This window comes from Desulfomicrobium orale DSM 12838 (genome assembly GCF_001553625.1).
GTDB lineage: Bacteria > Desulfobacterota > Desulfovibrionia > Desulfovibrionales > Desulfomicrobiaceae > Desulfomicrobium > Desulfomicrobium orale.
In genome coordinates this window covers 1,610,894-1,636,341 of sequence record NZ_CP014230.1, presented here as the reverse complement: position 1 = coordinate 1,636,341, position 25,448 = coordinate 1,610,894, and the positions used below count along the sequence as shown (strand labels likewise).

The following is a 25,448-nucleotide window of genomic DNA, read 5'->3' as shown; positions in this document are numbered from 1 at the left end:
GCCGTTACGGGCATTGGTCTCCGGTCCGTAAAAATGCCGCTCTTTTCCGCCGTACGGGTGGAGCGGCGCCACTTTTCCACAAGCGGCCCTGATTCAGTCCTACATATTGCGTATGGCATACACAAAGACTTGCCGCAGCATTTGTCAATACCGTGATGCCGAAACATCAAAACGGGGCGCCAAGCGGGTCATCCCCCGGCCACGATACTTTTGGCCGGAATAAGCCCCGTGGCGGCGGCCGAAACAATGTTTCCGGCAACTCCCGGCCCGTCTCCGGCCACGTACAGGCCCCTGATGGCCGTTTCCAGATTTTCCCCACATTCCACCTGGGTGGCGAAAAATTTGATCTCCGGCGCGTACAAAAGCGTTTCATCATTGGCCACTCCCGGCACCACCAGATTGAGCTTCTCCAGCCCATCCACCAGATTGGCCAGAATGCGTTCCGGCAGAGCCATGGCAATGTCTCCACAGGTCACCTTTGTGAGAGTGGGTTCGATGTAGCTGTTGCGGATGCGGTTCCAGGTGGAGCGGCGGCCGCGCTTCAGATCCCCGAAGCGTTGCAGGATGGGCTTGCCCCCTCCGATGAGAGTGGCCAGACGTCCGATGGACTCGCCGTAAGACTGGTTGTCCGTGACCGGATCGTTCAGCACCACCTTGGACAGAAAGGCGAAGTTGGTGTTCGTCGATTTCGTGTCCATGTAGGCGTGACCGTTCACGCAGACGAAATCCTGATAGTTTTCCTGGGCGATGAAGCCGCCGTAATTGGTGCAGAATGTCCGGGTCAGATCGTCATACTTGCCGGTGCGGATGAAAAAAGTCGGGTCGTAGATGATGGAACACAGATCCTGCATGATCTCGTTGTGCACTTCCACCCGTACGCCCACTTCGATGCCGCGCTGGGTCACAGCCAGACCATGACGGCGGGCCAGCTGCCCCATCCATTCCGCGCCCACCCGGCCCGGAGCGAGGATGACGCGATCCGCCCGGTACTCGCCCCTGGTTGTGACCACCCCGGCCGCGCGGCCGTTCTCCACCAGAATATCCAGGGCTTCCTCGCCCGTGGTCACAGTCACGCCCCTGGACCGGATATGCTCCACCATGCCGGCGATGTGGCCGGGCAGATTGTCGCTGCCCAGATGCTTCTGTCTGATGACCAGCAGGTCGATGCCGAACTTGCGGGCGTCCTTGCGGATGGCCCTGGCCGCTTCCATGTCCGTGGGGTAGACCTGTCCGTCCATGCCGAAGCGGTTGAAGATGGCCTCGGTTTCGTCGATCAGAGCCATGGCCCGGCCGGCGCTCATGAACTGAGTCAGATCGGTCTTGCCCAGCTTGTGAATGAAATTGAGCTTGCCGTCGGAGAAAAGTCCGGCCCCGCCCATGCCGGAGAGAATGTTACACGGCTTGCAGCGTACGCAGTCCTGGTCGCCGGTCAGGGGACAGTTGCGGGTTCCGGTTCCGCGCCCCTTTTCGAGCAGAAGAACCTTCAGATCCGAATGTTCCGCCAGATGAAAGGCCGCAAACAGCCCGGCCGGCCCTCCGCCGACAATGATGACATCGTGATTTCGCTTCATGATCGCACCCGCGGGTAATTGGCTGGAGCGGACGCGGGCTGCGCGAAACCCGGTGTTTCGCCTCAGGCCGGAATTCGGCCCTCTGGTCCCGCCATCCGCCCGGATTGAGTCCGGAAAACCGCCGCAAAAGCCACCCCGCAACAGACCGTGCCCTTTCCGCGGAACTGATTCCGGCAGAAATGGCGCGGCCAAGAAGGGTATGCAGAGGGCATGCCAGCTACTTGAAAAAAGCGTTTATCCTTGTTTTCCATCCGCTTTTTTCTTCCGCGCCGACATGGTGTGGCGTTTTTGTGCCGAAAGTTCGACCTTGCGCAACCGGATACTGAGAGGCGTAACTTCCACCATTTCATCGTCGCGGATGAAGTTGAGCGCCTTTTCCAGGGTCATGGGCAGGACCGGCGTCAGGATTATGGCCTCGTCCTTGCCCGAGGCGCGGAGGTTGGTCAGCTTCTTTTCCTTGGTGGGATTGACATCGATATCGTTGTCCCGGTTGTGCTCGCCGATGATCATGCCCTCGTACACGGCGTCCCCGGGCTGCACGAACATACGCCCGCGCGGCTCCAGATTGAATATGGCGTAAGGCACGGCCTGCCCCTGCCGGTCCGAGACGAGGGAGCCCGAAAAACGGGTCGGAAAGTCGCCGCGGTACTCGCCATAGCCGTCGAACAGGGAATTCATGATTCCCGTACCCTTGGTGTCCGTCAGAAATTCGTCGCGGTAGCCGATGAGGGCCCGCGACGGCGCGGAAAACTCCATCCTCGCCCGGCCGCCGCCGTTGTTGGACAGGTTGACCAGCTTGCCCCGGCGGATGGACAATTTTTCCGTGACCACGCCCATGAACGCCTCATCGCAGTCCACATACACGCGCTCCAAAGGTTCCAGCAGCCTGCCGCCCTCCTTCCTGTAGATGACTTCGGGCCGTCCCACGCCCAGCTCGAAGCCTTCCCGGCGCATGGTCTCGATGATGATGGCCAGCTGGAATTCCCCCCGGCCCTTGACGATCATGAAATCCTTGTCCTCGCTCTCCTCCACCTGGATGGCCACGTTGGTCAGGGCTTCCTTCTCCAGGCGCTCCTTGATCTTGCGTGACTGTACGATCTTGCCCTCGCGCCCGGCAAAGGGCGAGGTGTTGATGGTGAAGCGCATGGCCACCGTGGGCTCATCCACATCGATGCGCGGCAGGACCACCGGGCTCTCCTTCAGGCAGATGGTGTCTCCGATGCACACTTTGTCCAGCCCGGCCAGGACCACAATGTCGCCCATTTCCACCTGCTGCTGATCCGCGAGCTGCAAGCCCTCGTAGGCCTGGATTCTGGTGGGCCGGAAGGGCGTCTGGGTCCCGCCCTCGCCCATGCACAGCAGGTCGGTCTTGTCCTGCAGACGCCCGGCCTTGATCTTGCCGATGATCAGGCGTCCCAGATAGTCCGAGTAGCCCAGATCCGAGACCAGCATCTGGAAAGGCGCGGACGGGTCAAAAAGCGGACCGGGGATGCGGTCCACGATCAGATCAAACAGGCAGTGCAGGTTCTCCCCGCGCTCCTCCAGCGTCGGCGAGGCCACGCCGTCGCGGCCCACGGCGTACAAAACCGGAAACTCCAGCTGGTTCTCGTCGGCACCGAGGTCGATGAACAGGTCGTAGACCTCGTTCAGCACTTCCCCGGGACGGGCGTCGGCGCGGTCGATCTTGTTCACCACCACCAGGATGGGCAGCCCCGCGTCCAGGGCTTTCTTCAGCACGAAGCGGGTCTGGGGCAGAGGGCCTTCGGAAGAGTCCACCAGCAGCACCGCGCCGTCCACCATGGACATGGCGCGCTCCACCTCGCCGCCGAAATCGGAGTGGCCCGGCGTGTCCACGATGTTGATCTTCACGTCCCGCCACCGCACGGAACAGTTCTTGGCCGCGATGGTGATACCGCGCTCGCGTTCCAGATCCATGGAGTCCATGACCCGGTCGTCCACGGCCTGGTTTTCCCTGAACACGCCGGACTGGCGAAACATAGCGTCCACCAGCGTGGTCTTTCCGTGGTCGACGTGGGCGATGATGGCTATATTTCTGGTCTTTTCGTTGTGCTGCATCGTATCTCCTTCAAAAAAACGGCAGTGTCTTTAGCGGCCCCCGCCGCAGCGCAGATTGCGCACGCCGTCGGCAAACAGAACTTCTATGGTGTTGGGGCGCATGAACTTCTGGACCGCGCCCAGCCCAAAGACGGCATGCTCGATGACATCCCCGGCCTGAAAGACTCCGGCCATGTCATAAGGAACCGAAGCCGCGCCGGCCACAGACTGTTCCCAGAGCGCGGACGACGTGCGCCGGGGTGCGGGCGCTTTGGATGACGCGGCCTTGGGCGAAGCGGCCCGCGAGGAGCGCACCTTCGGCGCGGCCGAAACGGACGCGGCGGATTTGGGCGGCTTGTAGGCGTGGCGTGCGCCGCAGACCTTGCATTCCACCTTGGCCACCTGGTCCCCGTCCATGGCCACCACATGATGATCCGTGACGGTCTTGCATTTGCCGCATTGCGACTCCACAGAACTTCCGGCCTGTATCTGAATCATGGCACATCCTTCGTAACGAGTGGAAAAAAAAGCCACAAGGAAAAGCCCCTGTGGCGGAAGGCGGGCTGTTACGCCCATGGACGGTGGAAGGCAATGGCGGACTGCGCACGAAAATGCACCCCCAGAAGGGGCACTGCCACCGGAACTTGCCGGCAGACTGCGATTATCCGGCATGAATGTACGGATGCATTGACAACACATTCGAATGGGGAGCATCGTTTCTCTTTCTCAGGGCGGGGTGGAAGTCCCCACCGGCGGTAATCCGTCCACGGACGGAAAGCCCGCGAGCGCTCCCGTAATTTCGGGAGGTCAGCAGATCCGGTGCGAAACCGGAGCCGACGGTCACAGTCCGGATGGAAGAGAAAACGGCCGCCGTTCACTCGGGGTGGACGGTTTCGGCCGCGCCCTGATTCACGCCCCGCTTCCAAGGAGAACACACGTGAATCAGCCCCACTCCACCGCCTCCCCTCACACCCGCGTAAGACGCGCGCTGGACTCCCTGCGCCGGGGACACGGCGTTCTGGTCACAGACAATGAGGATCGCGAAAATGAGGGAGACCTCGTTTTCGCCGCCCAGAATCTGACTACGGCCCAGATGGCGATGCTTATCCGGGAATGCAGCGGCATCGTCTGTCTGTGCCTGCCGGAAGCAAAAGTCCGCGCTCTGGACCTGCCCCCCATGGCCGCAAAAAATTCCAGCCGCTACCAGACCGCCTTCACCGTAAGCATCGAAGCCGCACGCGGGGTCACCACCGGAGTGTCCGCCACTGACCGCCTGCGCACGGTCCAGGCGGCCATCGCCGACAATGCCGTGCCTTCCGATTTGAACCGCCCCGGCCATGTTTTTCCCCTCCAGGCCCGGCGGAGTACTGGAGCGCGAAGGACACACCGAAGCCACCGTAGACCTGATGCGCATGGCCGACCTGAAACCCTATGGAGTGCTCTGCGAACTGACCAATCCGGACGGCACCATGGCCCGTATGCCTGAAATCCTGGAATTCTCCGGGAAGCACGACATCCCGGTGGTCAGCGTCGAAGACATCAAGATCTGCCTCGGAGACAGCGCATCCGCCACGATTTAACGCCTGCCGGGAGTCTGTGCAGACTCCCGGTTTTTTTCGGCACATGGACATTTCCGGATCAGGAGGCTACGGGCGAAACCCATGACGCCCGCCATCCTGTCCGCCAAAAAAGCCGGCATTGCCTTCACCGTGCACGAATACGAGCATAATCCGTCCGCACCGTCCTATGGTCTGGAAGCGGCCGAAAAACTCGGCGCCGCCCCGGAGCGCATCTTCAAGACCCTGATCGTCGATGCAGGCGCGGAGCTGGTCGTAGGCATCGTGCCGGTGGAGTCCATGCTCGGCCTGAAGCACCTCGCCAAAGCCGCCGGAAGCAAAAAAGCGGCCATGGCCGACACCCACCAGGCCGAACGCGCCACGGGCTATGTGCTGGGCGGCATCAGCCCGCTGGGGCAGAAAAAGCGGCTGCGAACATTCATCGACGCCTCCGCCCGGAATCATCCCACCATCTTCGTCAGCGCGGGACGGCGCGGCCTCGAAATCGAACTCTCCCCGGAAGATCTGGCCCGCCTGACAAACGGCACATTCGCCCCCCTCACAGCCTGAATCCGGCTGGCGAGACAGAAGCCCCTCACAATCCTGGCTGTACTTGTTCAATTGAGCGCACTTCCACCTGAAAAATTTGTTGACAACGCGGCTTGAACACGGACTGCGTTCACTCCTGCCAGCCTTCTCCGGCTCGACGCCTGACAATTCTTCCGCCCGGACCAGCCTGCACGCCCAAACGACATTTCCCCTTTCACCCGGAAACACCGAAAAAGATGGCGCGCGGGGACAAGAAGAGCATTGCCTCCTGAGAGGCTCCCGGTCTATGTGACACTTGGAACACACGCCCCGGCGGTCAACCGGCAGATTGAATCAAGGAGCTGAAATGGAAAACCTTTCCGTACTGCTCGTCGATGACGAAGAAGATTTTTTGCGTACCATCGTCAAACGGCTGCTCAAACGCGGCATCGCGGCCCAGGGCGTGTCCAGGGGCGAGGAGGCCCTGGCCCTGCTGGCCGAAAAACCGAGAGATGTCGTTGTGCTGGATGTCAAAATGCCGGGCATGGGCGGTCTTGAAGTACTCAAACATATCAAGACCCAGTGGCCGACCACGGAAGTAATCATGCTCACCGGCCACGCCAGCGTGGACGCGGCAATGGAAGGCATGGACCACGGCGCTTTCGACTATCTGATGAAGCCGGCCGATCTGGAGGATCTTCTCTACAAGCTGGAAGACGCCTACCGTAAAAAAACACTGGCCGAACAGCAGCCAAGCGACAGCCGGGCCTGAATCACTGTCTAATACGGGAGCGTCCATGGCCCATCCCCGACTGTTTTTCGACACCAACGATTTCACGCTGCTGCGGATCGTCAACGATGTCCTGGCCCGCTCCCCCCAAAGCCAGAACATCCGCACACTGCTTGCACCCTACATGCACCCGCACGGCATCAAGGAAATGGCGGTGCCGCAGGTGCTGCGCATCGCCTATGCCATCGCCAACCTGCTCGGCTCTCTGGAAGGCGGCAATTCGGCGAACCGCCTGGCCTCTCTCAGATCGCTGAAGGACGAGGTCATCCTCGCCTCAACCTCCTACCTGCAGAAAAACACGGCCCGGGTGCAGCTCCAGATCATGAAGGAACTCATCCGGAACCGGGAAGACGAGGACACCCAGCTGCGGCTGGCCCACGATTTCCGCATGGTCTCCTCCGGCAAACCTCGCGTCGTGCGGGCCGAACTGGAAAAATACCATCTTCTGGAGATGCCCGAAGCATGGAACCAGCTGGCCTTCGACGACCACGTCCACGACGCCAACACCAAAGGCCGCAAATCCCCGACGCATCTGGTCATGGACGCCTGGATCAAGGGCATCCGCTTCCTGACGGTGGTCTACTACAATTATGTCGATCCCGAGGTGGCCGACGAACTGCTCGAGGCCGCCAGCATCATGGACATGCAGATCCGCATCGGCATCGAGGTTTCCTCGCAGTTCCGGGGAAAATACGTCCGTTGCATCTGGGAGCCTCAGGGATATACGGATCCCAAATCCTTCCGCGCCTTCATGGCGGAAAAACCGGTTCAGGCCGTCATGAAGGAAGGCCGGGAGGTCTCGGCCTACCAGCAGCAATACGTGTTCAGAGCTCTGGCGGCCTATAACGCCATGCACCGCCAGGCCATGAATGCGGAATACGGTCTGGATCTCGATCCCCTCGACGAAAAGGAATTCAGACGCTTCGTGGGAGAAGGACAGCCGTCGCTGCTGCACCTGGCCAAACACATCCAGACCGGCATGCAGCCCAAACTGAAGCAGGCGGCCCAGGCAATAAGTCTGGAATATGAAACCGCCGACGAGGCCCGGCGCAAGGAATTGCAGACCCGTCTCGACAATCTGAACGCCATCGACTCGGAACTCATCATCACGCGCTACCTGCAACCCTGCCGCAATCCGGAGCTTCACGACCCTACCATTCCCCAGGACGATCCGCAGGTTCCTCCGATGCTGCGCCTCACGCCGGGGGAGCTGGTCCCCAGGCTCGCCCGGTTTTACTCCAGTTCACGCTTCACCCTGAATCTGAGCAATCTGTCAGTGGTCGATACGCTGGAGATCCTCTATGACTGCCAAGGCTGCATCACCAACGTCGAGCTGTACAATCTGAAGGACGTCTCCCGCGGCAAATGGTCCCTGCCTCCCGCCCTGTTCCGGGGCTGTACGGGAGATGCGGTCGATATGGTCAATCCGGAGCGGACCAGCGCCCAGATCTCGGCCTTGCGCAGGGCCCTGAACGAAGACAACGTCATTGTCCTGAAGCGGGCTATCCGTGATATCATCTGGGCTTTTGAAGAGGAACGACTGGCTCTGGCCAACGATCTGGCCAAGGCCAGGGCCCGGGAAGATCTTTCTTTGGCTCTGGAAATCGAGAAGGAGCTCGCCTCGGCCGACCAACGCAAAAGTAAACTGCTGGACATCCTCTTCCACATCGAAACATTCCATAAGTACTACAAGAAACGCTCCCTGGCATTCCGCATCGGCAGCGGCTCCACCGGACAGTCCAGGCATCAGTATGGCATGGGCGTGGCGGTCCTGGAAACTCTGCCCAAACGAGCCCGGAAAATCGTCCTGCACCAAGCAAAGGCGGAACATAAACAGCTGCTGCCCCTGACAGCCCTGATGAGCTGCTGTACCCGCACATCCTGTCACAAGAACACTTCCTCCCTGCTGCGTCGGATCAGAAAAATTCCCGGCCTGGAACTGGCCGGGTGTGCCACCACCACGGAATGGAGCCTGGATTGCGTCGATATCCACCCCGGGAAACCGGGCAACATAGTCGCTCTGGGTGGCATCCAACTTTCACAGGACAACGGCCTGCGCATCATCAGCGAGCAGGAAAGGAAGAAAAGGAAGCGGGCGCCGCTGTCCACCAAATACCTGAACACGGGCGTCATGAATGCCCTGAAAATTCTGGTCGGTTTCATTCCTGCCTTTCTGACTTTCGCTCTGACCGCAGACTGGTGGGTATTAGCCTACTTGGGTGGATTCATCTGGTTCGGCATCACCGGCATACGAAACGTCATTCAGGCCGTACTTGGCGGGGGGGCTTCAAGCGCTCGCCTCTGGTACAGTGGAACTCTCTGGTCAGCTGGAGCCGCATTGCCGATTCTTTGATGTATACGGGGTTTTCCGTGCCGCTTCTGGACGTGCTGATTAAAACCATAATTCTTGACTGGGGCTTCGATATTAACACCAGCACCAATCCAGTCATGCTGTTCTCAATCATAGCCGTCGCCAACGGCACCTATATCGTGGGCCACAATACCTTCCGTGGACTGCCCCGCGGAGTGGCCATCGGCAGTTTTTTCCGCAGTGTACTGTCCATTCCTCTGACCATCGCCTTCAATGCCTGCCTGACCACCGGGATGCATATGGCCGCAATCCCCAATGCGGAGGAAACTCTGCAGAAGTGGGCCGCCGTTATCTCCAAGCTGGTTTCAGACTGCGTGGCTGCCGTCATCGGGGGCCTCGGTGACAGGCACAAGAACGTGCACATCCGCCTGGCCGACTACAGGGCCAAGCTCGTTTCCATGTACGACGTGTTCTCCCGGCTGGACGTCATCTTCCCCGAAGAAGACGTGCTCGACATGCTGGAGTCGCCGAAGACCTTCATGGCCACCATCAACTACGAGGCGCGGGATCTGGAGAAGGTGCTCATCGTGAACGCTCTGGATCTCATGTATTTCTGGTGGTATCAGCCCCGGGCCTCCAAGGCGCTGGAGACGGCCGTTCAGAACATGACCAAGGAGGAATGGCTCATCTTCCTGCGCTCGCAGTATGTCCTGCGGCGGTACAAGGAGATCAGCCAGCTGTTTGTGGACGGCCTGGTGGGCAAGAATTTTTCCAGGGCGCTGGCTTTCTATCTCGACCGCTCGGACGAATATCTGCGGACCATGGAAACGCTGGGCAGAAAACGGGGGCCATACAAGCGCTGACGCGGCCCGGCATACAGAAATCAACGCCACCGGCGGTCCAGCAGCAGGTGCGACGCATAGCCTGTCACCACCGCCAGATAAAGGGGCAGAACGCTTTCCGGTTCAACTCCATACAGCCAGACGGGCAGAAGAACGAGCGGGAGCGGCACAAGCAGCATGGCCCACCAGGTGTGCGTCCAGCCCCGGTGCGCACCCAGGGCAGGAAACATGGCCGCAAGCCCCAAAATGGCCGCCCACTTGAAATATCCCTTCCAGAGCAGTGCCAGGTCCAGAACCACCAGCATGAGATAAAACAGACGCTGGCCCTTGGAGTCCGTATCCACATCGGGAAAGAGGGCTCCCAGAAGCGCCAGTCCTCCCAGCACGGCCATCTGGGTGAAGGATGGCGCATACAGGCCGCTCCATACCGTTCCTCCCAAAACCGCGGCCCCCGCAATCGCGCCCCCGGCCAAGTGTCCCTTATAACCCGGCATCATCCCTCCTGTCCCATTGGGATACAATTTTTCCTGTTCCCGATAATTTCCGGCAATGTCTTCGCTTCATCCCCACTTGCAACTCAAAAAAGGACCTGTCTGCATACAGCAAGAGTACTTGATGAAAGAGCAGCACTGCTTCGTGCTATCAAAAACAAATAAATATACCCAAAAAGCGTACAATTCTGGCTTTACACAAGAGCTCCGGCAAGGGGGCATTGACACAATCTTTGAATCAACAATATGTTTTTCCACAAAAAATGATCGGGTGCTCCGCAGGCCCTTTCTTATATAAGGAGGAAGGTATGAGTCTCAGCAGACGGGAATTTGTCAAACTGTGCACGGCGGGCGTGGCCGGGCTGGGTATTTCCCAGATCTATCACCCCGGCATTGTGCGCGCCATGACCGAAGGCGCCAAAAAAGCTCCGGTGATCTGGGTACAGGGGCAGGGCTGTACCGGATGCTCTGTTTCCCTGCTCAACACCGTGCATCCGGGGATCAAGGAAGTGCTCCTCAATGTGATCAGTCTGGAGTATCATCCCACCGTCATGGCCAGCGAAGGCGAACGGGCGCTGGAACACATGTATGAGGTTGCTGAAAAATTCAACGGCAATTTCTTTCTTCTGGTGGAAGGAGCCATCCCCACGGCCAAGGAAGGGCGCTACTGCATCGTGGGTGAGATGCTGGACAGCGGCGGGCATCACCGGGAAATCACCATGGCGGACCTGATCCGTGATCTGGCTCCCAAATCCCTGGCCACAGTGGGGCTGGGCACCTGCGCCGCTTACGGAGGCATTCCGGCCGCCGCGGGCAATGTCACTGAAGCCAAGGGTCTGCGCGACTTCTTCACGGAAGAAAAAATCGACAAACTGCTGGTCAACGTGCCGGGCTGTCCGCCGCATCCGGACTGGATGGTGGGGACCCTCGTGGCCGCATGGAGTCATGTGCTGAATCCCGAGGAGCATCCGCTGCCCGAGCTCGATGACGACGGCCGCCCCATGCTTTTCTTCGGGGACAATGTTCACGAGAACTGTCCCTACCTCGAAATGTACGACAACTCCGATTTCTCGGAAATCTTCACCACTCCGGGCTGCAAGGCCGAACTCGGCTGCAAGGGGCCGTCCACCATGGCCGACTGTCCCAAGCGCCGCTGGAACAACAGCGTGAACTGGTGCGTCGAAAACGCCGTATGTATCGGCTGTGTGGAACCGGACTTCCCGGACGGCAAATCTCCTTTCTATGTAGCGGAATAATCCAGGAGGACAGACGTGTCACAAACAGCTACTCCCGCAGCCGAGGGGCGGAAAATAAAAATCGCCATCGATCCGCTGACCAGGGTCGAGGGGCACCTCAAGATCGAAGTGGAAGTCAGGGACGGCAAGGTGGTGGATGCCAAATGCTACGGCGGCATGTTCCGCGGCTTCGAACAGATACTGCGCGGCCGCGACCCCAGGGACTCCTCCCAGATCGTGCAGCGCATCTGCGGCGTCTGCCCCACCGCGCACTGTACGGCCTCGGTCATGGCCCAGGACGAGGCTTTCGGCGTGAAGGTCACCACCAACGGCCGCATCACCCGCAACCTGATTCTGGGGGCTAACTACCTTCAGTCCCATATCCTGCATTTCTACCATCTGGCGGCCCTTGATTATGTGAAGGGGCCCGACGTGGCGCCCTTCGTGCCCAGGTACGAAAATCCCGACCTGCTCGTGAACCGTCTCAAAGATCCGGCCAAGGCCGAGGCCGTCAACGCCTACGGTCTGAACCAGTACCTGAAGGCTCTGGAAATGCGCCGTATCTGTCATGAGATGGTGGCCCTGTTCGGCGGCCGCATGCCTCATGTGCAGGGCATTGTCGCCGGCGGCGCCAGCGAGATTCCCACAGTGGAAAAGCTGGCGGAATATGCCTCCCGGTTCAAGGAAGTGCAGAAGTTCGTGGCGGACGAGTATCTGCCCCTCATCTATCTGGTGGGCTCGGCCTACCCAGACCTCTTCGAGACCGGCATCGGCTGGAAAAACGTCATTGCCTTCGGAGCCTTCCCCGAAAACGACGACCATACCGAATTCCTGTTCCGGCCCGGCGTCTACATCGACGGCAAGGACGAGGAATTCGATCCGAAGCTCATCAAGGAATATGTCGGCCATTCCTTCTTCAACCAGTCCAAATCCGGCGGTCTGCATTACAGCGAAGGCGAAACCAACCCCGATCCGGACAAGTCCGGCGCGTACAGTTTCGTCAAATCGCCGAGATACCGCGACAAACCGTGCGAGGTCGGCGCTCTGGCCCGCATGTGGGTGGCCAACCCGACCCTGAGCTCCGTGGGGCAGAAGCTCCTGAAAGAGCTGTATGGCATCGAGGCCAAAGTTTTCCGCGATCTGGGCGACAAGGCCTTCTCCATCATGGGCCGGCATGTGGCCCGCGCCGAGGAAACCTGGCTGACCAGCGTGGCCATTGAAAGATGGCTGAAGGAAGTCCGCCCCGGAGCCGAAACCTACGTGAAGACCGAAGTGCCCGATGCGGGCGAGGGTACGGGATTTACCGAGGCCCCGCGCGGCTCCCTCCTGCACTACCTGAAGATCAAGGATCAGAAGATCGAAAACTATCAGGTGGTTTCGGCCACACTGTGGAATTGCAGCCCCATGGACGACATGAACCAGCGCGGGCCGGTGGAACAGGCTCTCCTCGGCATACCTGTCCCGGACGTGAAAAACCCTGTAAACGTAGGCCGCCTGGTGCGCGCCTACGACCCGTGACTGGGCTGTGCCGTGCACGTGCTGCACGCTGAAACGGGCGAAGAACACGTCATCACTCTGGGCTGACCGGAGCGACGCAAATCGGGAGGGGCGCTTTAGGCGCCCCTCTTCATGTAACGGGGGAAAGCATGAAACGCTTGCTGGTGCTCGGAGTGGGCAACCTGCTGCTGACGGACGACGGAGTGGGCATACACGCCGTGCAGGACCTGGCGAAGGAAGACGAATGGTCCGGCCTGCCGGTGACTTTTCTGGACGGGGCAACCTTCACTCAGGACATCTTCCACATATTCCAGGAATACGAGCGGGTACTCGTGCTCGACGCCATCAAGGCCGGACGGGCTCCGGGAACGGCATACCGCTTCACCGAAGCCGAATTGCGGGACAACAAGGCCCAGCGCCTGTCCCTGCACGATATCGATCTGCTGGACTCCCTGAGCATGGCCGAACTTCTGGGCAGCAAACCCGAACTTCTGGTCATGGGCATGGAACCGCTGAGCATCAGTGACTGGTCCATGGAACTGTCGGAACCGGTGCGGACAGCCTACCCCCTCTTCCTCGAAGCCGTGCGCCGGGAAATCAGAGCCCTGCTCTGATACGGTGACCGGCCGGAACCATCCGCTCCGACGCCGCTGGAAACCGGCGGCTCCATATTTCCATTTTCCCCAAACCAATCCGCAATGCAGGCGGCACAGTGGCCTGAGGATCACAATCTGCGACAAAAAAGGCTCCACCGGCGGACCGGGGAGCCTTTGGACGCACACTTGCCGAAATCAGAACTAATCTTTCTTGGAGTCTTTCTTCGGGGCGCTCTTCTTGGGCGCTTCCTTTTCGGATTTCGCGGGCGCGGCCCCGGCCGGAGCGGCAGGCGCGGCGGGCTCGAATTCCTTGCGCATTTCCTCAGTCAGGGCTTCCAGCTTGGGCACCACGATCTCCATGTGCGTGCGGGCCACGAGCATGCTCTTCTGCATGAGCTCGGGCATCTTCTCCGAAACCTTCTTGCCCAGGTCGGACTTGTAGAAATCCACCAGCGACTTGATTTCCTTCTCGGTGAAGGTGCCCGTGTACAGATCCACATACTGGGTCCGGACCTTGCCCCAGTCCATATCTTCCTTGAGGATGTCCTCGAAGCGCTTGGTGTATTTTTCCAGTTTGGGCTTATCCGCCTCCTGAACGTTCATCTGGGAGGTGATCTGCTGGAAAACCATGCTGACCTGGGCCTTCATGCCGTCCATGACCTTGTCGCCGTCGGTGATTTTGATCAGTTCCTCGGCCAGAGCGCGATGCTCCTTTTCACCGCTGTAGGCGGTACCGCAAGCCAGAACCAGGCACAGGGTCAGAATCAGTCGTTTCATATCGTCTCCTTGGAAAAAACAGGCCCCCAAAACGGAAGCCCATATGGCGGAAGTCGCCGGTTACGGGCGAAAACCGCCCAAATCTGATCTGCTTAGTGAAAGCCGCCGGGGATGACAAGTGCCCGGCGCGCGCACATCGCCGCATCCGGGATGTTTCAGAGCCTGACCGTAACGGCGGCGGCTGCCCGGCCGGCCTTTTCCAGCGCGGCGTCCAGAGTCTCCGCCCGGGCCACGGCCACTCCCATGCGCCGCCTGCCCGAGACTCCGGGTTTTCCGAACAGACGCAGATCCGTATCCGGCTCGGCCAGGGCCCGGTCCAGGTTCTCGAACACCACCCGGCGGGAGTCTCCCTCCGCCAGAATGACGCTGGAAGCGCTGGGACCGTACTGCCGGATGGCCGGAACGGGCAGCCCCAGAATGGCTCTGGCGTGCAGAGCGAACTCTGAAAGGTTCTGGGAAATGAGCGTGACCAGCCCCGTATCGTGAGGGCGCGGCGAAACTTCGCTGAAAAAGACCGTGTCGCCCTTGACGAAAAATTCCACTCCGAAGACGCCGCATCCGCCCAGCGCTTCCGTCACGGCCGAAGCCATGCGCCGGGCCTCGTCCAGAGCCGCTGTACTCATGGGTTGAGGCTGCCAGGACTGCCGGTAGTCCCCGTCCTGCTGAAAATGGCCGATGGGCTCGCAAAAACTGACGCCGCCCGTATGACGCACCGTAAGCAGGGTGATTTCGTAGTCGAAATCCACAAAGCCCTCCACGATAACCCTGCCCTGCCCGGCCCGGCCGCCCTCCTGAGCGTGCGCCCAAGCGGAATCCATATCTTCTCCGCTCCTGACGACGGACTGTCCCTTGCCCGACGAGCTCATGACCGGCTTGACCACGCAGGGCATTCCAACTTCCCCGACCGCGGCCATATACTCTTCCTTGGTTTCCGCGAAACGGTACGGCGAAGTCCGCAGTTTCAGCTCTTCGGCCGCCAGCCTGCGGATGCCTTCCCGATCCATGGTCAGCCGCACGGCTCCGGCCGTGGGCACGACGGTGAAGCCTTCCCGCTCCAGTTCCCCCAGCGTATCCGTGGCAATAGCCTCGATTTCCGGGACGATGTAATGGGGCCGTTCGGCCCGGACGATCCGGCGCAGGGCCTCGCCGTCCAGCATGGATATGCAGTGCCCGCGATGGGCCACCTGCATGGCCGGGGCGTTTTCGTAGCGGTCCACTGCGACGACTTCCACGCCCAGACGCTGAAGCTCCAAGGCCACTTCCTTGCCCAGTTCGCCCGCGCCGAGCATGAGCACTCTGGTGGCCGAAGGAGAAAGAGGAGTTCCGATACTGACCATCACACACCTCGCTTTTCAGGATATGGTCCGCTTGTATTCCGGGCGGCTTTCCTTGACCAGAGGCAACTGGCGTCTTGACGCGGTCCCGTGCGGCGGGCCATACGACAGAACTTTACCACGGCGCGGAGGTTTCATGAAAAAATTTGTGCTCTCGGTCATCGGCCAGGACAAACCGGGCATCCTGGCCAGAATATCGACCATTCTGTTCTCCCACGGCTGCAACATCGAGGATGTGAGCCAGACCATCCTGCAGACGGAGTTCGCATCCATCTTCGTCGTGCTGAACCCCCTCGACCGCCCGCTGGAAACCATCGGCGCGGAGCTGAACTCCGTTCTGGGCGGCATGGGACTGAGCGCCCATCTCCGGCCCATGAGCGTTCCGGCCGTTCCCGAAGACGCACCCACGCAGCCCTTTGTCATCACCACGCGCGGCCTGGACAAGCCGGGCACCATTTCCGCCGTGACCACGGGCATCGCCGCCCTGAACTGCAACGTGGTCAACTTCCGGGCCATCATCACCCAGGAAACCGGCGAGGACGAAATGATCATGATCTTCGAGGTTGACGTGCCCCCCAGCGTGGAACACCGCCATCTGCGGCAGAAGATGCAGGATGTCTGTGCGCCTCTGGCCCTGACCGTATCGGTGCAGCACCGGGATATATTTGAGACCATTCACCGCATCTAGCGGCCTTCCGCCGCGTATTGCGACTTTTCGAGGAGATTTCGGATATGTTGAACGACCGCGAGGTGCTTTCCACGCTGTCCATGATCAAAAACGAGAATCTGGACGTGCGCACCGTGACTCTGGGCGTGAGCCTGCTGGACTGCGCCTCCCACGACCTGTCCCGGTTCACGGCGGCCATCCATGAACGTATCACCACTCTGGGCCGGGATCTGGTGGCGGTATGCGACGAGGTGGGGGAACGCTTCGGCATCCCCGTGGTGAACAAGCGCATTTCCGTCAGCCCCATCGCCGTGGCCGCCGCGCCCTTTGACAGCCGGGGCATGGTGGAAGTGGCCAGGACTCTGGATCAGGCCGCCAGAGACGTGCGGGTCGATTTCATCGGCGGCTTCGGTGCCCTGGTGGAAAAAGGCATGGCCAAGGGCGATCTGGCCCTCATCGAAGCCATCCCCGAGGCCCTGAGCGTGACGGAGCGCCTGTGCTCGTCGGTCAATGTGGCCACCACCCGCGCGGGCATCAACATGGACGCCGTGGCCCTCATGGGCCGGACCATCAAGGCCGCCGCCGAAAAAACCAAAGACCGCGACGGTCTGGGCTGCGCCAAGCTGGTGGTCTTCGCCAATATCCCGGAAGACGTACCCTTCATGGCCGGAGCGTATCTGGGCGTGGGAGAGGCGGGCTCCGCCATCAATGTCGGCGTCAGCGGCCCCGGAGTAGTCAAAAAAGCCATCGACCGGGCGGTGCAGGACAACCCCGGCGCGCATCTGGGCGAACTCTCGGAAGTCATCAAGCGCACGGCCTACAAGGTCACCCGCGTGGGCGAAATCATCGGCCGGGAAGTGGCCCGGCTCCTGGGCGTGAACTTCGGCATCGTCGATCTGTCCCTGGCCCCGACGCCCAAGGTGGGGGACAGTGTGGGTGAAATCTTCCAGTCCCTGGGCCTGGGCTCCATCGGTGTTCCGGGCACCACGGCGGCCCTGGCCATGTTGAACGACGCCGTGAAAAAAGGCGGCGCCTTCGCCAGCTCCCGCGTGGGGGGCTTAAGCGGCGCCTTCATCCCCGTCAGCGAGGACCTGAACATCGCCGAAGCCGCGGCATCGGGCGCCCTGCCCCTGGAGAAGCTCGAAGCCATGACCGCCGTCTGCTCCGTGGGGCTGGACATGATCGCCCTGCCCGGCGACACCACGGCCGAAACCCTGGCCGGGATCATCGCCGACGAAATGGCCATCGGCGTCATTAACAAGAAAACCACCGCCGCGCGGCTTATACCCGTTCCGGACAAGGCGGCCGGAGACAAAGTGCATTTCGGCGGCCTGCTGGGCGAGACGGAAATCATCCCCGTACGCGGCAACGGCGTTTCCGCCGGTTTCGTGAACCGGGGCGGTTCCATTCCCGCGCCGCTTCAGGCGCTCATCAACTGAGGAACCGGAGCGAAAAGCAATGAAAGCCCAAGGAAAAGATTTCATGCGCCTATTTTCCAGAGACAAACTGGCCCTCGGTATGGCCATCTGCGCATTTCTGCTCACGCTGACACTCTTCTGCGGCTTGTGGCGCAATATTCTGGGACTTTCCCACGCTGTGGATGAACTGCGCGCGGCACACGCTTCGGCTCTGGAACTGGACCGGCGCGCCGCCATTCTTGACGCCAGAATCGCGGACCTTGACGCCCTGCCCCGGCGGACGGCTGTCATGGCGCTGGAGAATCAACTCCGGGACATGGCCCACACCGCAGAGGATCTGGACCGGCGGCTGGCGGGCAGACACAGGGACAAGCTCGAACGCATTCAGTCCCTGCTGACGGAAATAGGAGACGACCTGCACGCAGCCAAGTAGACGGATATTGCGGACATTTTTCAGCCGCATTTCCCAAGCCCCGCTCCCGTTCTGAAACACAAAGCCCCGGCTCCGGATTTTCTCCGGGCCAGGGGCTTTTCCCGATATGACGGATGCCGCATTTAATGCGCCGTGGCATATCCTGTCCGGCGGCACTCTCCGGAAGCAGAGCACGGGCACACCAAATCTGTTCCGCCGCAAGTCCTCACTTTTCTTCTTTTCTGAGCGCGTCCACTTTGCCACGCAGGTAAGCGGCCACCAGATCGCCCATGTCTTCCGCCCCGGAATGCCGTCTGGCATACTGCCGCAGATCCTCTTCCATCTGCCGCTCCATGCGGGCGGATTCCATGAACATGAGAAAAACGAGCCCCAGGCTGGCGTTATTCTCCACAGTGCCGGAACACAGGTGCTGTAACTGGTCGCCCGGGATGGTCTCGAACAGTCTGTCGGCGAATTGGCCGATCCATTTGGCGTAGAGTTCCGGCAGAATGTCCGGAATGAGGGCGGCCAGCTTCCCGGCGGTCTCCTCCGAAATATTGGGCAGGGTCACCAGCAGGTACTCCTCCAGAGCCTCCCGGCGGCGCTCGGCGCTGGAAGAAAATTTCTCCAGAATGACCAGAAAGATATGCGCCCGCATCTGGGCTGTGGTCAGGGGCATGGTTGTCTCCTTAAAGAATGCGGCGGGTTGTGCGCGAAGAGTCTGCGCCACACGGGGCCGTATTTCAAGGGACGAAACAGATGAAAGGCTCCGGCAAGGCGGAACTTCCGCCCCGAACGCGGCTTTTTTCAGCGGATCAAACCCAACAGGGTCAGGCAGGAAGGATTTTCGGCCAAGGCGGCCATGACGATGCCGGCGCAGGCGTCGGCGTCGGAACCGGCGTGGTGATGATTGAGATCAAGTCCAAGAAACCGGCAGACATCCGGGAGTTTGGTCGGCCGCACGTTCCATAGGGCGCGGGCCAGATCCACTGTGCAGACATAAGGCAGACGGGGAACGGGCAGACCCGACATGGCGCAGCAGGCGGCCAGCACGCCCCGGTCAAAACGGGCATTGTGAGCAGCCAGAAAGTCCGCATCTTCGAGAAATCCGGCGTGCTCGATCCAGAACTCCCGAAAAGAAGGCGCGCTCTTCACGTCCCGCCAATGAATGCCATGCACGTTCACGCAGAAAGGAGAAAATCTCGCCCGCGGCGGACGAATCAGAGCATACAGACGATCAACGATCGCGCCCTCACGAACCTTGGTCAGTCCAACGGCGCAGGCGCTGTCCGGGCGCGAGTCCGCCGTTTCGAAATCGATGGCGACGAAAGAACGCATGTCAGCAGATGCGGGGGAGCTGCTCGCCTTCCAGCATGTCCATGAGCCGCGAGCCGCCCAGCGCCGTTTGCAGCACCACTCTGCCGGGCCGTCCGGAGCGCACTTCGCCGATGCGCGCCGCATGGCCGCCCAGCGGGTCGGACCGCAGAACCTGAAGAGCCTGGTCCGCCAGTTCTTCCGGCAGGATACACAGAAATTTGCCCTCGTTGGCCAGATAGAGCGGATCGAGCCCCAGAAAGGAACAGCCGCTGCGCACCTCCGGCCGTACTGGAACCGCGTCTTCGAAAATGCGGCACTCCACTCCGGACTGGACGGCGATTTCGTTTAGGGTCGTGGCCACTCCCCCGCGGGTGGGGTCGCGCAGCACATGCACCTCCGGGACGGCTTCCAGCAGCCGGACAATGAGGTGATTGAGAGATGCGCAGTCCGACGCCACCGGCACGTCGAAAGTCAGGCCCTCGCGCCGGGAAAGTACGGCCAGACCATGATCCCCGGCAAAGCCGCTGAGCAGAATGGCGTCACCGGGCCGGGCCCTGTGCCCGCTTGGCGGCGCCGGAACGAAAACCTCCCCGATGCCCGTGGTATTGATGAAAATCCTGTCGGCCATGCCCCTGGGCACAACCTTGGTATCTCCGGCGACCACCTGCACGCCCGCCTCGCGCGCGGCCCGGCCCATGGATCCGACAATGCGTTCCAGATCCTCCATGGGCAGCCCTTCTTCCAGAATGAAGGCGCAGGTCAGATATCTGGGTCTGGCGCCGAGCATGGCCACGTCGTTGACGGTGCCGTGCACGGCCAGCGCACCGATGTCGCCGCCGGGAAAGAAGATGGGATCGACGGTGAAGGAATCGGTGCTCACGGCCACGGGGCCGGAAACCTGAAGCAGGGCCGCATCGTCCAGCTGCCCCAGGATTTCATTGTCCAGATGGCGGAGAAAAAGCTCACTGACGAGCCGGTGCGATGCACGGCCGCCACTGCCGTAATCAAGAAGAATCCGTTCCGTCATAAAACCATCTCCGGTGGGCGGAGCTGAATCTTCACGCCCTTGCATGAGTCACAGCGTCAAAATTTCCCTGACGCTGCGGGATAACATATCATAAAGGATACCACCGGCGTCCTGACGACATGAGCTACACCCCACCGCTTCGGCGAGTCAGATAGTCAGCATGCCTGTCCAGAAAAAAACGCCACAGCTTGTCCATGTTCATGCCGGAGTGGCTGGAGACAAGCATGGGCGGCGTTTCCGCCGGCAAAAGACGCTGCCACATGGCTTGATGCGTCCGGCGGAGCTGTTGCTTGCATTTGTCCGCTTTGGTCAGCACAGAAAAAAGCGGGATATTCTGGCCTTGAATATACTCGATAAGTTCCATGTCGCTGGCCTGCGGCGGATGTCTCGAGTCAAGCAGGGCCACAACGCCGAAAAGGCGGGTGTTGCCGTGCAGATATGCGGCGATGAGGCGGGCCCATTTGTCCCGTTCCGTCTTGGAACAGCGAGCGTAACCGTAACCGGGGAGATCGACCAGGTAAAAATTTTCGGGGCTGACCCGGTAAAAATTCAGGCTGCGGGTTTTTCCCGGCGTGGAACTGGTCTTGGCCAGATGCTTCCGCCCGGCCAGTCTGTTCAACAGAGACGATTTTCCCACATTGGAGCGTCCCGCCAGCGCAAGCTGCGGAAGCGGCATGTCTTCCAGCTGATCGGGGACATAAACGGTTTTTTCAAGAATCACAGTGGGAAGATGATGTATTTTTGTACTGGAGTTCTTGACGGAAGATGCATCCATCAGGCACTGATAAAGTCAATATTTTTGCTGATCAACAATTAATCGGAGGCCTCAGATGCGTGTGCTGCTTGTTGTATTAAGTCTTGTTTTGTCCCTGGGCGCGTGTGCAAAAAAAGCAGCGGTAGTTCCGGACGCAAGCTCCCACGAGCCCTTGATTGCGGAAGAAAAGGCGGTGGTTGAACTACAGTTGAGTCCAGAAGAGCTGGAGCAGTATACGGACCGGGATGCTGAAATCTGGAAAAAAGCATGCTCCGCCGGGCTGGTCTCGGCATTCAACAAGATGATCAACCGGGATCTGGTCATGATTCCGTCGGATGGTCTGGTCCCGCTGGGTGCATCAGGCGGCAAGTATGCCCAGCATGGAATGCTGACGAGAGTCGTGGATGAAGAAACCGGAGATACGATCCAGAAATTCTCGGTCGCCACCCGTTTCATGGCGGACATGGATCTGAGCGGCCGCATCGTGGTGCTGGAGGAAGGACGGTATATCGCCGGCATGCACGATGTCGTCTACGCCATACTGCATCTGGCCCTTCCCCCGCAGATGCCCGCCTATGCGGTCATCGCCGAACCGGTGAGTGAACTGTCTCCCCATGTCCTGCGGGTTATCGGTCTAGCCGAGGTCAAGCACGTCACGCAACATATAGCAATGGCTTCCAAAGTGCGCGGAAAAACTTCGGGCATGATCTGCACCTTGGATATCATGGCCAGCAACCGTGAGATAGAGCCCAATGATCTGGTTTTTCTGATGGACGTGGATGTCATGGCTCTGGATGTGGCAAGCCCCCTTCCCGCCGAAGCCGATCCGGAAACCGTGATGGTCCGGCCCAGACATGTGGACAAGGTGCAGGAGCCCAAGGAACATAAATAATCCATGGATATTCTGGTGGTGAACGGTCCCAACCTGGGACAGCTGGGGCTGCGCCAGCCCGAAATCTATGGCACCGAGGGCATGGACGCCCTGCCTGAACTGACGAAAAGGCTGATGGGAGAGAATTTTTCTTCCATCAGCCTGTCTTTTTTCCAGTCCAACAGCGAGGGAGCCATCATTGACTGCTTGGAGGCCGCTTGGCACTCCGGGGTTTCGGGTCTGGTGCTCAACGCGGGGGCGTATACCCACACCAGCCTGGCTCTGGTGGACTGCCTGGCCTGGATCAGAATTCCCTGCGTGGAGGTGCACCTGACCAATGTTCACGCCAGGAGCACGGAGCTCCGCCACAAAAGCCTTATCGCCCGGCACTGCGCCGGAAGTATTGCCGGTTTTGGCCTGATGAGCTATGCGCTTGCAGTCCAAGCACTGTGGCAGCTTTTTCTGGCTGTCGGCGGGGACAAATCCACGGAGGAAACAGTCAGGAATGCTAGCGACAAGTGATTTCAAGAAAGGAAAGAAGATAGAGATCGACGGCGCACCCTGTGAAATTCTGGAGTGCAGCCACTACAAGCCGGGCAAGGGCGGCGCGTTCATGCGCACCAAGTACCGCAATCTGCTCACTGGAGCCGTAGTGGAGCAGAACTTCCGTTCGGGACTCAAATTTCCCCGGCCCGATCTCGAGGTCCGGGAAATGCAGTATCTCTATAATGAAGGCGACGGCTACGCCTTCATGGACATGACCACTTTCGAGCAGCTCTCCATCCCGGCGGATGTGGTCGGCGACAAAGGCGGTTATCTGAAGGAAGCCTCGGCCTACAAGGTCATGCTCTATGAAAACCGGCCTCTGGATCTGGAAATGCCCGGAACCGTGGTGCTGGAAGTGACCGAGACCGACCCCGGCGTCAAAGGCGATACCGTGACCGGAGCCACCAAGCCCGCGACTCTGGAGACCGGCGTAGTGGTCAATGTGCCGCTTTTTGTGGAAACAGGCACCAAGATCAAGGTCAATACGGAGACGGGCGAGTACCTCGGCCGCGAATAGTCCGGTTGGACGCAGCAGACCAAAGGCCATGGAGAACGCTCTGTGGCCTTTTGTTTTTGGAACTTCATCAGGAAAGACCGCATGACGAAGGACGGCAACAAACTGGTACGGGAAATCTGCGCGCTGCTTTTCGCCTGCGCCCTGGCTCTGATCACTCTGGCCCTTTATTCGTTCAGCCCCGACGATCCGGGCTTCAACCACCAGGCGGCGGCCGGGCATAAAACCCGAAATCTCGTCGGCGCACTCGGTTCTTACGCGGCCGGAGGACTGGTCGATCTATGCGGCGCGGCATCCTGGCTCACGCCCGCTTTTCTGGCCTTGGGCGCGGCCATGCTCTTTTTTCCCCGGTTCAGACCGTCCTGGCTGCGCTGGCTCGGCGGCATCCTGCTGGCCGCACTGATGCCTGTCTGGGCGCATTTTACGGTGCTCCATCTCGGGCTGCCTGAAGGCGGCATGATGGGCGGCGGTTTCATGGGAAGATTCCTGCACGGGCTCATGCTCCGGATCTTCGGGACATACGGCCTTGTACTGGTCAACCTGTGCCTGACCCTCGTCGGCCTGCGTCTTCTGCTCGGAATGCCGTACAAGACTCTGGGGGACATTTTCCGCGACGGGTACGGACGCATCCATGACGCCCTGCACGGCCTCTTCACCAAACGGCCCGAAAAGACCCCTCCCCCCGCCACGCCTGCCAAGACCAAGGTCCCTGCGCAGCCTCCCCAGCCTTCGACTCCCGCTCCCGCCCCCAAAGAGGTCCCCCGGTCCGCCGCCCCGCCCCGGGATGCTGCAACGCCGCGCCCGGAGCCCGGCGGGCTGCCGCCCCTCGATCTGCTGGCCGCCGTCCCTCCATCCCGCGCCAACGTGTCCAAGAACATTCTGGACAAACAGTCCCAGGCCCTGACGGCCTGCTTCGCGGATTTCGGCATTCAGGGGGATGTGCAGGGCGTGCAGCCGGGGCCGGTCATCACCATGTTCGAGTTCAAGCCCGCTCCCGGCATCAAGGTCAGCCGTATCGCCGGCATGAGCGACGACCTGGCCCTGGCCCTGAAAGCGCGCGCCGTGCGCATCGTGGCGCCGCTGCCCGGCCGGGATACGGTGGGCATCGAAATTCCCAACGAAATCCGGCAGACGGTCTATCTGCGGGAGATTCTGGACGACGACGCCTTTGCCGACACCAAGGCACAGATCCCCCTGGCTCTGGGCAAGGACATCCAGGGCAAGCCCAAAATCGCCGACCTGGCCAGAATGCCCCACATGCTCGTGGCCGGAGCCACGGGTGCGGGCAAATCCGTGTGCCTGAACTGCCTGCTGCTGAGCATCGTCTACAAACACGGGCCCGAAGCCGTGAAGCTCCTGCTGGTGGATCCCAAACGCATCGAGCTCGCTGTTTACAGTTCCCTGCCCCATCTGGTGCATCCCGTGGTCACGGACATCCATCTGGCCAAAAATGCTCTGGAATGGGCCGTATATGAAATGGAGCAGCGCTACGAGGCCATGGCCGCCACGGGTGTCCGCCACATCACGACTTACAACCAGAAGCTGGCCGAGATGGGCGACGACCGCCCCGAGGCCCTGCGCGACCTGAAGCCTTTTCCGTATCTGGTCATTGTCATTGACGAACTGGCCGACCTGATGATGACGGCGGCCAAGGAAGTGGAAGGCAGCATCGTCCGTCTGGCGCAGCTGGCGCGGGCCGCAGGCATACATCTCATTCTCGCCACGCAGCGGCCGTCCGTGGATGTCGTCACCGGCATCATCAAGGCCAATTTTCCGTCACGCATCGCCTTTCAGGTCAGCTCCAAACATGACTCCCGCACCATTCTGGACGGCATCGGGGCCGAATACCTGCTCGGCCAGGGCGACATGCTCTTCAAGCTGAGCGGCGGCGGGCTGCAACGGGTGCATGGAGCGTTCGTGGGCGATGACGAAATCGCCCGCGTGGTCGGACACTGGGAAAAACAGCGCTCCCAGCATTTCGAGCTGGATTTCGCCGAATGGGGAACCAGCGGAGACAGCGCTCCCGACGGCGGTGGCGGGGCCGGCGACGTGCTGGACGATCCTAAATACGCCGAAGCCATCGAATTCGTGGCGGACCAAGGGCGCGCATCCATTTCCATGATCCAGCGGCGGCTCAGAATCGGATTCAACCGGGCGGCGCGGTTTATCGAACAAATGGAGGCCGACGGCCTCATCGGCCCGCAGGATGGGAGCAAGCCCCGGATAGTCCGCAAAAAGGATTGAACGGCTGGCAGACGCAAAAAAGCCCCGGATGAAAAATCCGGGGCCGGTCGGCAGGAAAACGGGAGCACCAAGATGGCGGGTACCATCCGGTGCCC

General features: G+C 60.5%; 24 protein-coding genes, 1 pseudogene and 1 riboswitch. Of the genes and pseudogenes, 15 read left to right on the top strand and 10 right to left on the bottom strand.

What is annotated here, in order from left to right; translation table 11 throughout:
- Positions 1-188: 188 nt before the first annotated feature.
- From AXF15_RS07540 to AXF15_RS07530, 3 genes are all read right to left on the bottom strand, one after another.
- Positions 189-1,571 (bottom strand): NAD(P)/FAD-dependent oxidoreductase, encoded by a 1,383-nt coding sequence (locus AXF15_RS07540; RefSeq protein ID WP_066605517.1) that lies wholly within the window; start codon positions 1,569-1,571, stop codon positions 189-191.
- A gap of 234 nt (positions 1,572-1,805) precedes the next feature.
- Positions 1,806-3,647: a translational GTPase TypA gene (typA, locus tag AXF15_RS07535; RefSeq protein WP_066605515.1), complete on the bottom strand. Its 1,842-nt coding sequence runs from the start codon at positions 3,645-3,647 to the stop codon at positions 1,806-1,808.
- Positions 3,648-3,677: 30 nt separating this feature from the next.
- A complete protein-coding gene (locus AXF15_RS07530) occupies positions 3,678-4,124 on the bottom strand; it encodes a hypothetical protein (RefSeq protein WP_066605510.1) in 447 nt (148 codons plus the stop codon).
- 220 nt (positions 4,125-4,344) lie between these two features.
- A riboswitch (FMN riboswitch) is annotated at positions 4,345-4,493 on the top strand.
- Positions 4,494-4,509: 16 nt separating this feature from the next.
- On the opposite strand from AXF15_RS07530, the pseudogene ribB reads away from it, so the two are divergent.
- The 5 genes and pseudogenes from ribB to AXF15_RS14540 all read left to right on the top strand — a co-directional run bounded on the left by ribB (position 4,510) and on the right by AXF15_RS14540 (position 9,674).
- Positions 4,510-5,206, top strand: a pseudogene (gene ribB, locus AXF15_RS07525) (3,4-dihydroxy-2-butanone-4-phosphate synthase).
- Positions 5,207-5,287: 81 nt separating this feature from the next.
- Entirely contained in the window at positions 5,288-5,752 is a 465-nt protein-coding gene (gene ybaK / locus AXF15_RS07520; protein ID WP_066605506.1) for a Cys-tRNA(Pro) deacylase, read from the top strand.
- 325 nt (positions 5,753-6,077) lie between these two features.
- Entirely contained in the window at positions 6,078-6,482 is a 405-nt protein-coding gene (locus AXF15_RS07515) for a response regulator (RefSeq protein WP_066605504.1), read from the top strand.
- 25 nt (positions 6,483-6,507) lie between these two features.
- On the top strand, positions 6,508-8,853 hold the full coding sequence (locus AXF15_RS07510) for a hypothetical protein (protein WP_236884743.1): 2,346 nt from the start codon (positions 6,508-6,510) through the stop codon (positions 8,851-8,853).
- A 17-nt stretch (positions 8,854-8,870) separates the two neighbouring features.
- Positions 8,871-9,674: a hypothetical protein gene (locus AXF15_RS14540; RefSeq protein ID WP_236884742.1), complete on the top strand. Its 804-nt coding sequence runs from the start codon at positions 8,871-8,873 to the stop codon at positions 9,672-9,674.
- Positions 9,675-9,694: 20 nt separating this feature from the next.
- Here the strand turns inward: AXF15_RS14540 and AXF15_RS07505 are convergent, their stop codons facing one another.
- A complete protein-coding gene (locus tag AXF15_RS07505) occupies positions 9,695-10,147 on the bottom strand; it encodes a metal-dependent hydrolase (RefSeq protein WP_066605503.1) in 453 nt (150 codons plus the stop codon).
- Between the two features lie 305 nt (positions 10,148-10,452).
- Here AXF15_RS07505 and hysB point away from each other — a divergent pair, with 305 nt between their 5' ends.
- The 3 genes from hysB to hysD all read left to right on the top strand — a co-directional run bounded on the left by hysB (position 10,453) and on the right by hysD (position 13,490).
- Complete coding sequence (hysB, locus tag AXF15_RS07500; RefSeq protein WP_066605501.1) at positions 10,453-11,400, top strand: NiFeSe hydrogenase small subunit; 948 nt, start codon at positions 10,453-10,455, stop codon at positions 11,398-11,400.
- 15 nt (positions 11,401-11,415) lie between these two features.
- Positions 11,416-12,897, top strand: a complete 1,482-nt coding sequence (gene hysA / locus AXF15_RS07495) for a NiFeSe hydrogenase large subunit HysA (protein WP_066605498.1) — start codon at positions 11,416-11,418, stop codon at positions 12,895-12,897.
- A 128-nt stretch (positions 12,898-13,025) separates the two neighbouring features.
- On the top strand, positions 13,026-13,490 hold the full coding sequence (gene hysD / locus AXF15_RS07490) for a NiFeSe hydrogenase maturation protease (protein WP_066605495.1): 465 nt from the start codon (positions 13,026-13,028) through the stop codon (positions 13,488-13,490).
- A 183-nt stretch (positions 13,491-13,673) separates the two neighbouring features.
- On the opposite strand, the gene AXF15_RS07485 is transcribed toward hysD, so the two are convergent.
- Both AXF15_RS07485 and purT read right to left on the bottom strand, forming a co-directional pair.
- Positions 13,674-14,249 (bottom strand): DUF2059 domain-containing protein, encoded by a 576-nt coding sequence (locus AXF15_RS07485; protein WP_066605492.1) that lies wholly within the window; start codon positions 14,247-14,249, stop codon positions 13,674-13,676.
- A 155-nt stretch (positions 14,250-14,404) separates the two neighbouring features.
- Positions 14,405-15,586: a formate-dependent phosphoribosylglycinamide formyltransferase gene (gene purT / locus AXF15_RS07480; RefSeq protein ID WP_066605486.1), complete on the bottom strand. Its 1,182-nt coding sequence runs from the start codon at positions 15,584-15,586 to the stop codon at positions 14,405-14,407.
- Positions 15,587-15,719: 133 nt separating this feature from the next.
- Between purT and AXF15_RS07475 the strand changes: the two genes are divergently transcribed.
- From AXF15_RS07475 to AXF15_RS07465, 3 genes are read left to right on the top strand one after another with little or no spacing between them, the layout of a single operon-like run.
- Positions 15,720-16,271 (top strand): glycine cleavage system transcriptional repressor, encoded by a 552-nt coding sequence (locus tag AXF15_RS07475; RefSeq protein ID WP_066605483.1) that lies wholly within the window; start codon positions 15,720-15,722, stop codon positions 16,269-16,271.
- Between the two features lie 44 nt (positions 16,272-16,315).
- The gene (locus tag AXF15_RS07470) at positions 16,316-17,689 is read left to right on the top strand and encodes a PFL family protein (protein ID WP_066605480.1); all 1,374 of its coding nucleotides are present in this window, start codon (positions 16,316-16,318) and stop codon (positions 17,687-17,689) included.
- A gap of 43 nt (positions 17,690-17,732) precedes the next feature.
- Positions 17,733-18,101 carry a hypothetical protein gene (locus AXF15_RS07465; RefSeq protein ID WP_151192319.1) on the top strand — a complete coding sequence of 123 codons (369 nt, stop codon included), beginning with the start codon at positions 17,733-17,735 and terminating at the stop codon, positions 18,099-18,101.
- Between the two features lie 205 nt (positions 18,102-18,306).
- On the opposite strand, the gene AXF15_RS07460 is transcribed toward AXF15_RS07465, so the two are convergent.
- From AXF15_RS07460 to yihA, 4 genes are all read right to left on the bottom strand, one after another.
- Positions 18,307-18,759 carry a hypothetical protein gene (locus tag AXF15_RS07460; protein WP_066605475.1) on the bottom strand — a complete coding sequence of 151 codons (453 nt, stop codon included), beginning with the start codon at positions 18,757-18,759 and terminating at the stop codon, positions 18,307-18,309.
- Between the two features lie 128 nt (positions 18,760-18,887).
- Positions 18,888-19,418 carry a 3'-5' exonuclease gene (locus tag AXF15_RS07455; protein WP_066605473.1) on the bottom strand — a complete coding sequence of 177 codons (531 nt, stop codon included), beginning with the start codon at positions 19,416-19,418 and terminating at the stop codon, positions 18,888-18,890.
- A 1-nt stretch (position 19,419) separates the two neighbouring features.
- Positions 19,420-20,424, bottom strand: coding sequence for a hydrogenase expression/formation protein HypE (gene hypE, locus AXF15_RS07450; protein ID WP_066605470.1), 1,005 nt, complete (start codon positions 20,422-20,424; stop codon positions 19,420-19,422).
- A 124-nt stretch (positions 20,425-20,548) separates the two neighbouring features.
- The gene (yihA, locus tag AXF15_RS07445) at positions 20,549-21,199 is read right to left on the bottom strand and encodes a ribosome biogenesis GTP-binding protein YihA/YsxC (protein WP_066605466.1); all 651 of its coding nucleotides are present in this window, start codon (positions 21,197-21,199) and stop codon (positions 20,549-20,551) included.
- A gap of 55 nt (positions 21,200-21,254) precedes the next feature.
- Between yihA and AXF15_RS07440 the strand changes: the two genes are divergently transcribed.
- The 4 genes from AXF15_RS07440 (at position 21,255) to AXF15_RS07425 (ending at position 25,353) form a co-directional block, all read left to right on the top strand.
- A complete protein-coding gene (locus tag AXF15_RS07440; RefSeq protein WP_151192318.1) occupies positions 21,255-22,070 on the top strand; it encodes a hypothetical protein in 816 nt (271 codons plus the stop codon).
- A 3-nt stretch (positions 22,071-22,073) separates the two neighbouring features.
- The gene (locus AXF15_RS07435) at positions 22,074-22,571 is read left to right on the top strand and encodes a type II 3-dehydroquinate dehydratase (RefSeq protein WP_083517923.1); all 498 of its coding nucleotides are present in this window, start codon (positions 22,074-22,076) and stop codon (positions 22,569-22,571) included.
- Positions 22,555-23,112: an elongation factor P gene (gene efp, locus AXF15_RS07430; RefSeq protein WP_066605463.1), complete on the top strand. Its 558-nt coding sequence runs from the start codon at positions 22,555-22,557 to the stop codon at positions 23,110-23,112. The genes AXF15_RS07435 and efp overlap by 17 nt, the downstream gene beginning before the upstream one ends.
- Before the next feature lie 81 nt (positions 23,113-23,193).
- Positions 23,194-25,353 (top strand): DNA translocase FtsK, encoded by a 2,160-nt coding sequence (locus AXF15_RS07425; protein ID WP_066605460.1) that lies wholly within the window; start codon positions 23,194-23,196, stop codon positions 25,351-25,353.
- Positions 25,354-25,448 lie beyond the last annotated feature (95 nt).

Bases quoted from the DNA above. Each gene is read 5' to 3' on its own strand.
- AXF15_RS07455 (WP_066605473.1), bottom strand. From the start codon at position 19,418: ATGCGTTCTTTCGTCGCCATCGATTTCGAAACGGCGGACTCGCGCCCG.
- AXF15_RS07515 (WP_066605504.1), top strand. From the start codon at position 6,078: ATGGAAAACCTTTCCGTACTGCTCGTCGATGACGAAGAAGATTTTTTG.
- hysD (WP_066605495.1), top strand. From the start codon at position 13,026: ATGAAACGCTTGCTGGTGCTCGGAGTGGGCAACCTGCTGCTGACGGAC.
- hypE (WP_066605470.1), bottom strand. From the start codon at position 20,424: ATGACGGAACGGATTCTTCTTGATTACGGCAGTGGCGGCCGTGCATCG.
- AXF15_RS07460 (WP_066605475.1), bottom strand. From the start codon at position 18,759: ATGCCCCTGACCACAGCCCAGATGCGGGCGCATATCTTTCTGGTCATT.
- yihA (WP_066605466.1), bottom strand. From the start codon at position 21,199: ATGGATGCATCTTCCGTCAAGAACTCCAGTACAAAAATACATCATCTT.
- typA (WP_066605515.1), bottom strand. From the start codon at position 3,647: ATGCAGCACAACGAAAAGACCAGAAATATAGCCATCATCGCCCACGTC.
- AXF15_RS07505 (WP_066605503.1), bottom strand. From the start codon at position 10,147: ATGCCGGGTTATAAGGGACACTTGGCCGGGGGCGCGATTGCGGGGGCC.
- AXF15_RS07440 (WP_151192318.1), top strand. From the start codon at position 21,255: ATGCGTGTGCTGCTTGTTGTATTAAGTCTTGTTTTGTCCCTGGGCGCG.
- hysB (WP_066605501.1), top strand. From the start codon at position 10,453: ATGAGTCTCAGCAGACGGGAATTTGTCAAACTGTGCACGGCGGGCGTG.
- AXF15_RS07435 (WP_083517923.1), top strand. From the start codon at position 22,074: ATGGATATTCTGGTGGTGAACGGTCCCAACCTGGGACAGCTGGGGCTG.
- AXF15_RS07540 (WP_066605517.1), bottom strand. From the start codon at position 1,571: ATGAAGCGAAATCACGATGTCATCATTGTCGGCGGAGGGCCGGCCGGG.
- AXF15_RS07475 (WP_066605483.1), top strand. From the start codon at position 15,720: ATGAAAAAATTTGTGCTCTCGGTCATCGGCCAGGACAAACCGGGCATC.
- AXF15_RS07465 (WP_151192319.1), top strand. From the start codon at position 17,733: ATGCGCCTATTTTCCAGAGACAAACTGGCCCTCGGTATGGCCATCTGC.
- ybaK (WP_066605506.1), top strand. From the start codon at position 5,288: ATGACGCCCGCCATCCTGTCCGCCAAAAAAGCCGGCATTGCCTTCACC.
- purT (WP_066605486.1), bottom strand. From the start codon at position 15,586: ATGGTCAGTATCGGAACTCCTCTTTCTCCTTCGGCCACCAGAGTGCTC.
- AXF15_RS07530 (WP_066605510.1), bottom strand. From the start codon at position 4,124: ATGATTCAGATACAGGCCGGAAGTTCTGTGGAGTCGCAATGCGGCAAA.
- efp (WP_066605463.1), top strand. From the start codon at position 22,555: ATGCTAGCGACAAGTGATTTCAAGAAAGGAAAGAAGATAGAGATCGAC.
- AXF15_RS07470 (WP_066605480.1), top strand. From the start codon at position 16,316: ATGTTGAACGACCGCGAGGTGCTTTCCACGCTGTCCATGATCAAAAAC.
- AXF15_RS07510 (WP_236884743.1), top strand. From the start codon at position 6,508: ATGGCCCATCCCCGACTGTTTTTCGACACCAACGATTTCACGCTGCTG.
- AXF15_RS07425 (WP_066605460.1), top strand. From the start codon at position 23,194: ATGACGAAGGACGGCAACAAACTGGTACGGGAAATCTGCGCGCTGCTT.
- AXF15_RS07485 (WP_066605492.1), bottom strand. From the start codon at position 14,249: ATGAAACGACTGATTCTGACCCTGTGCCTGGTTCTGGCTTGCGGTACC.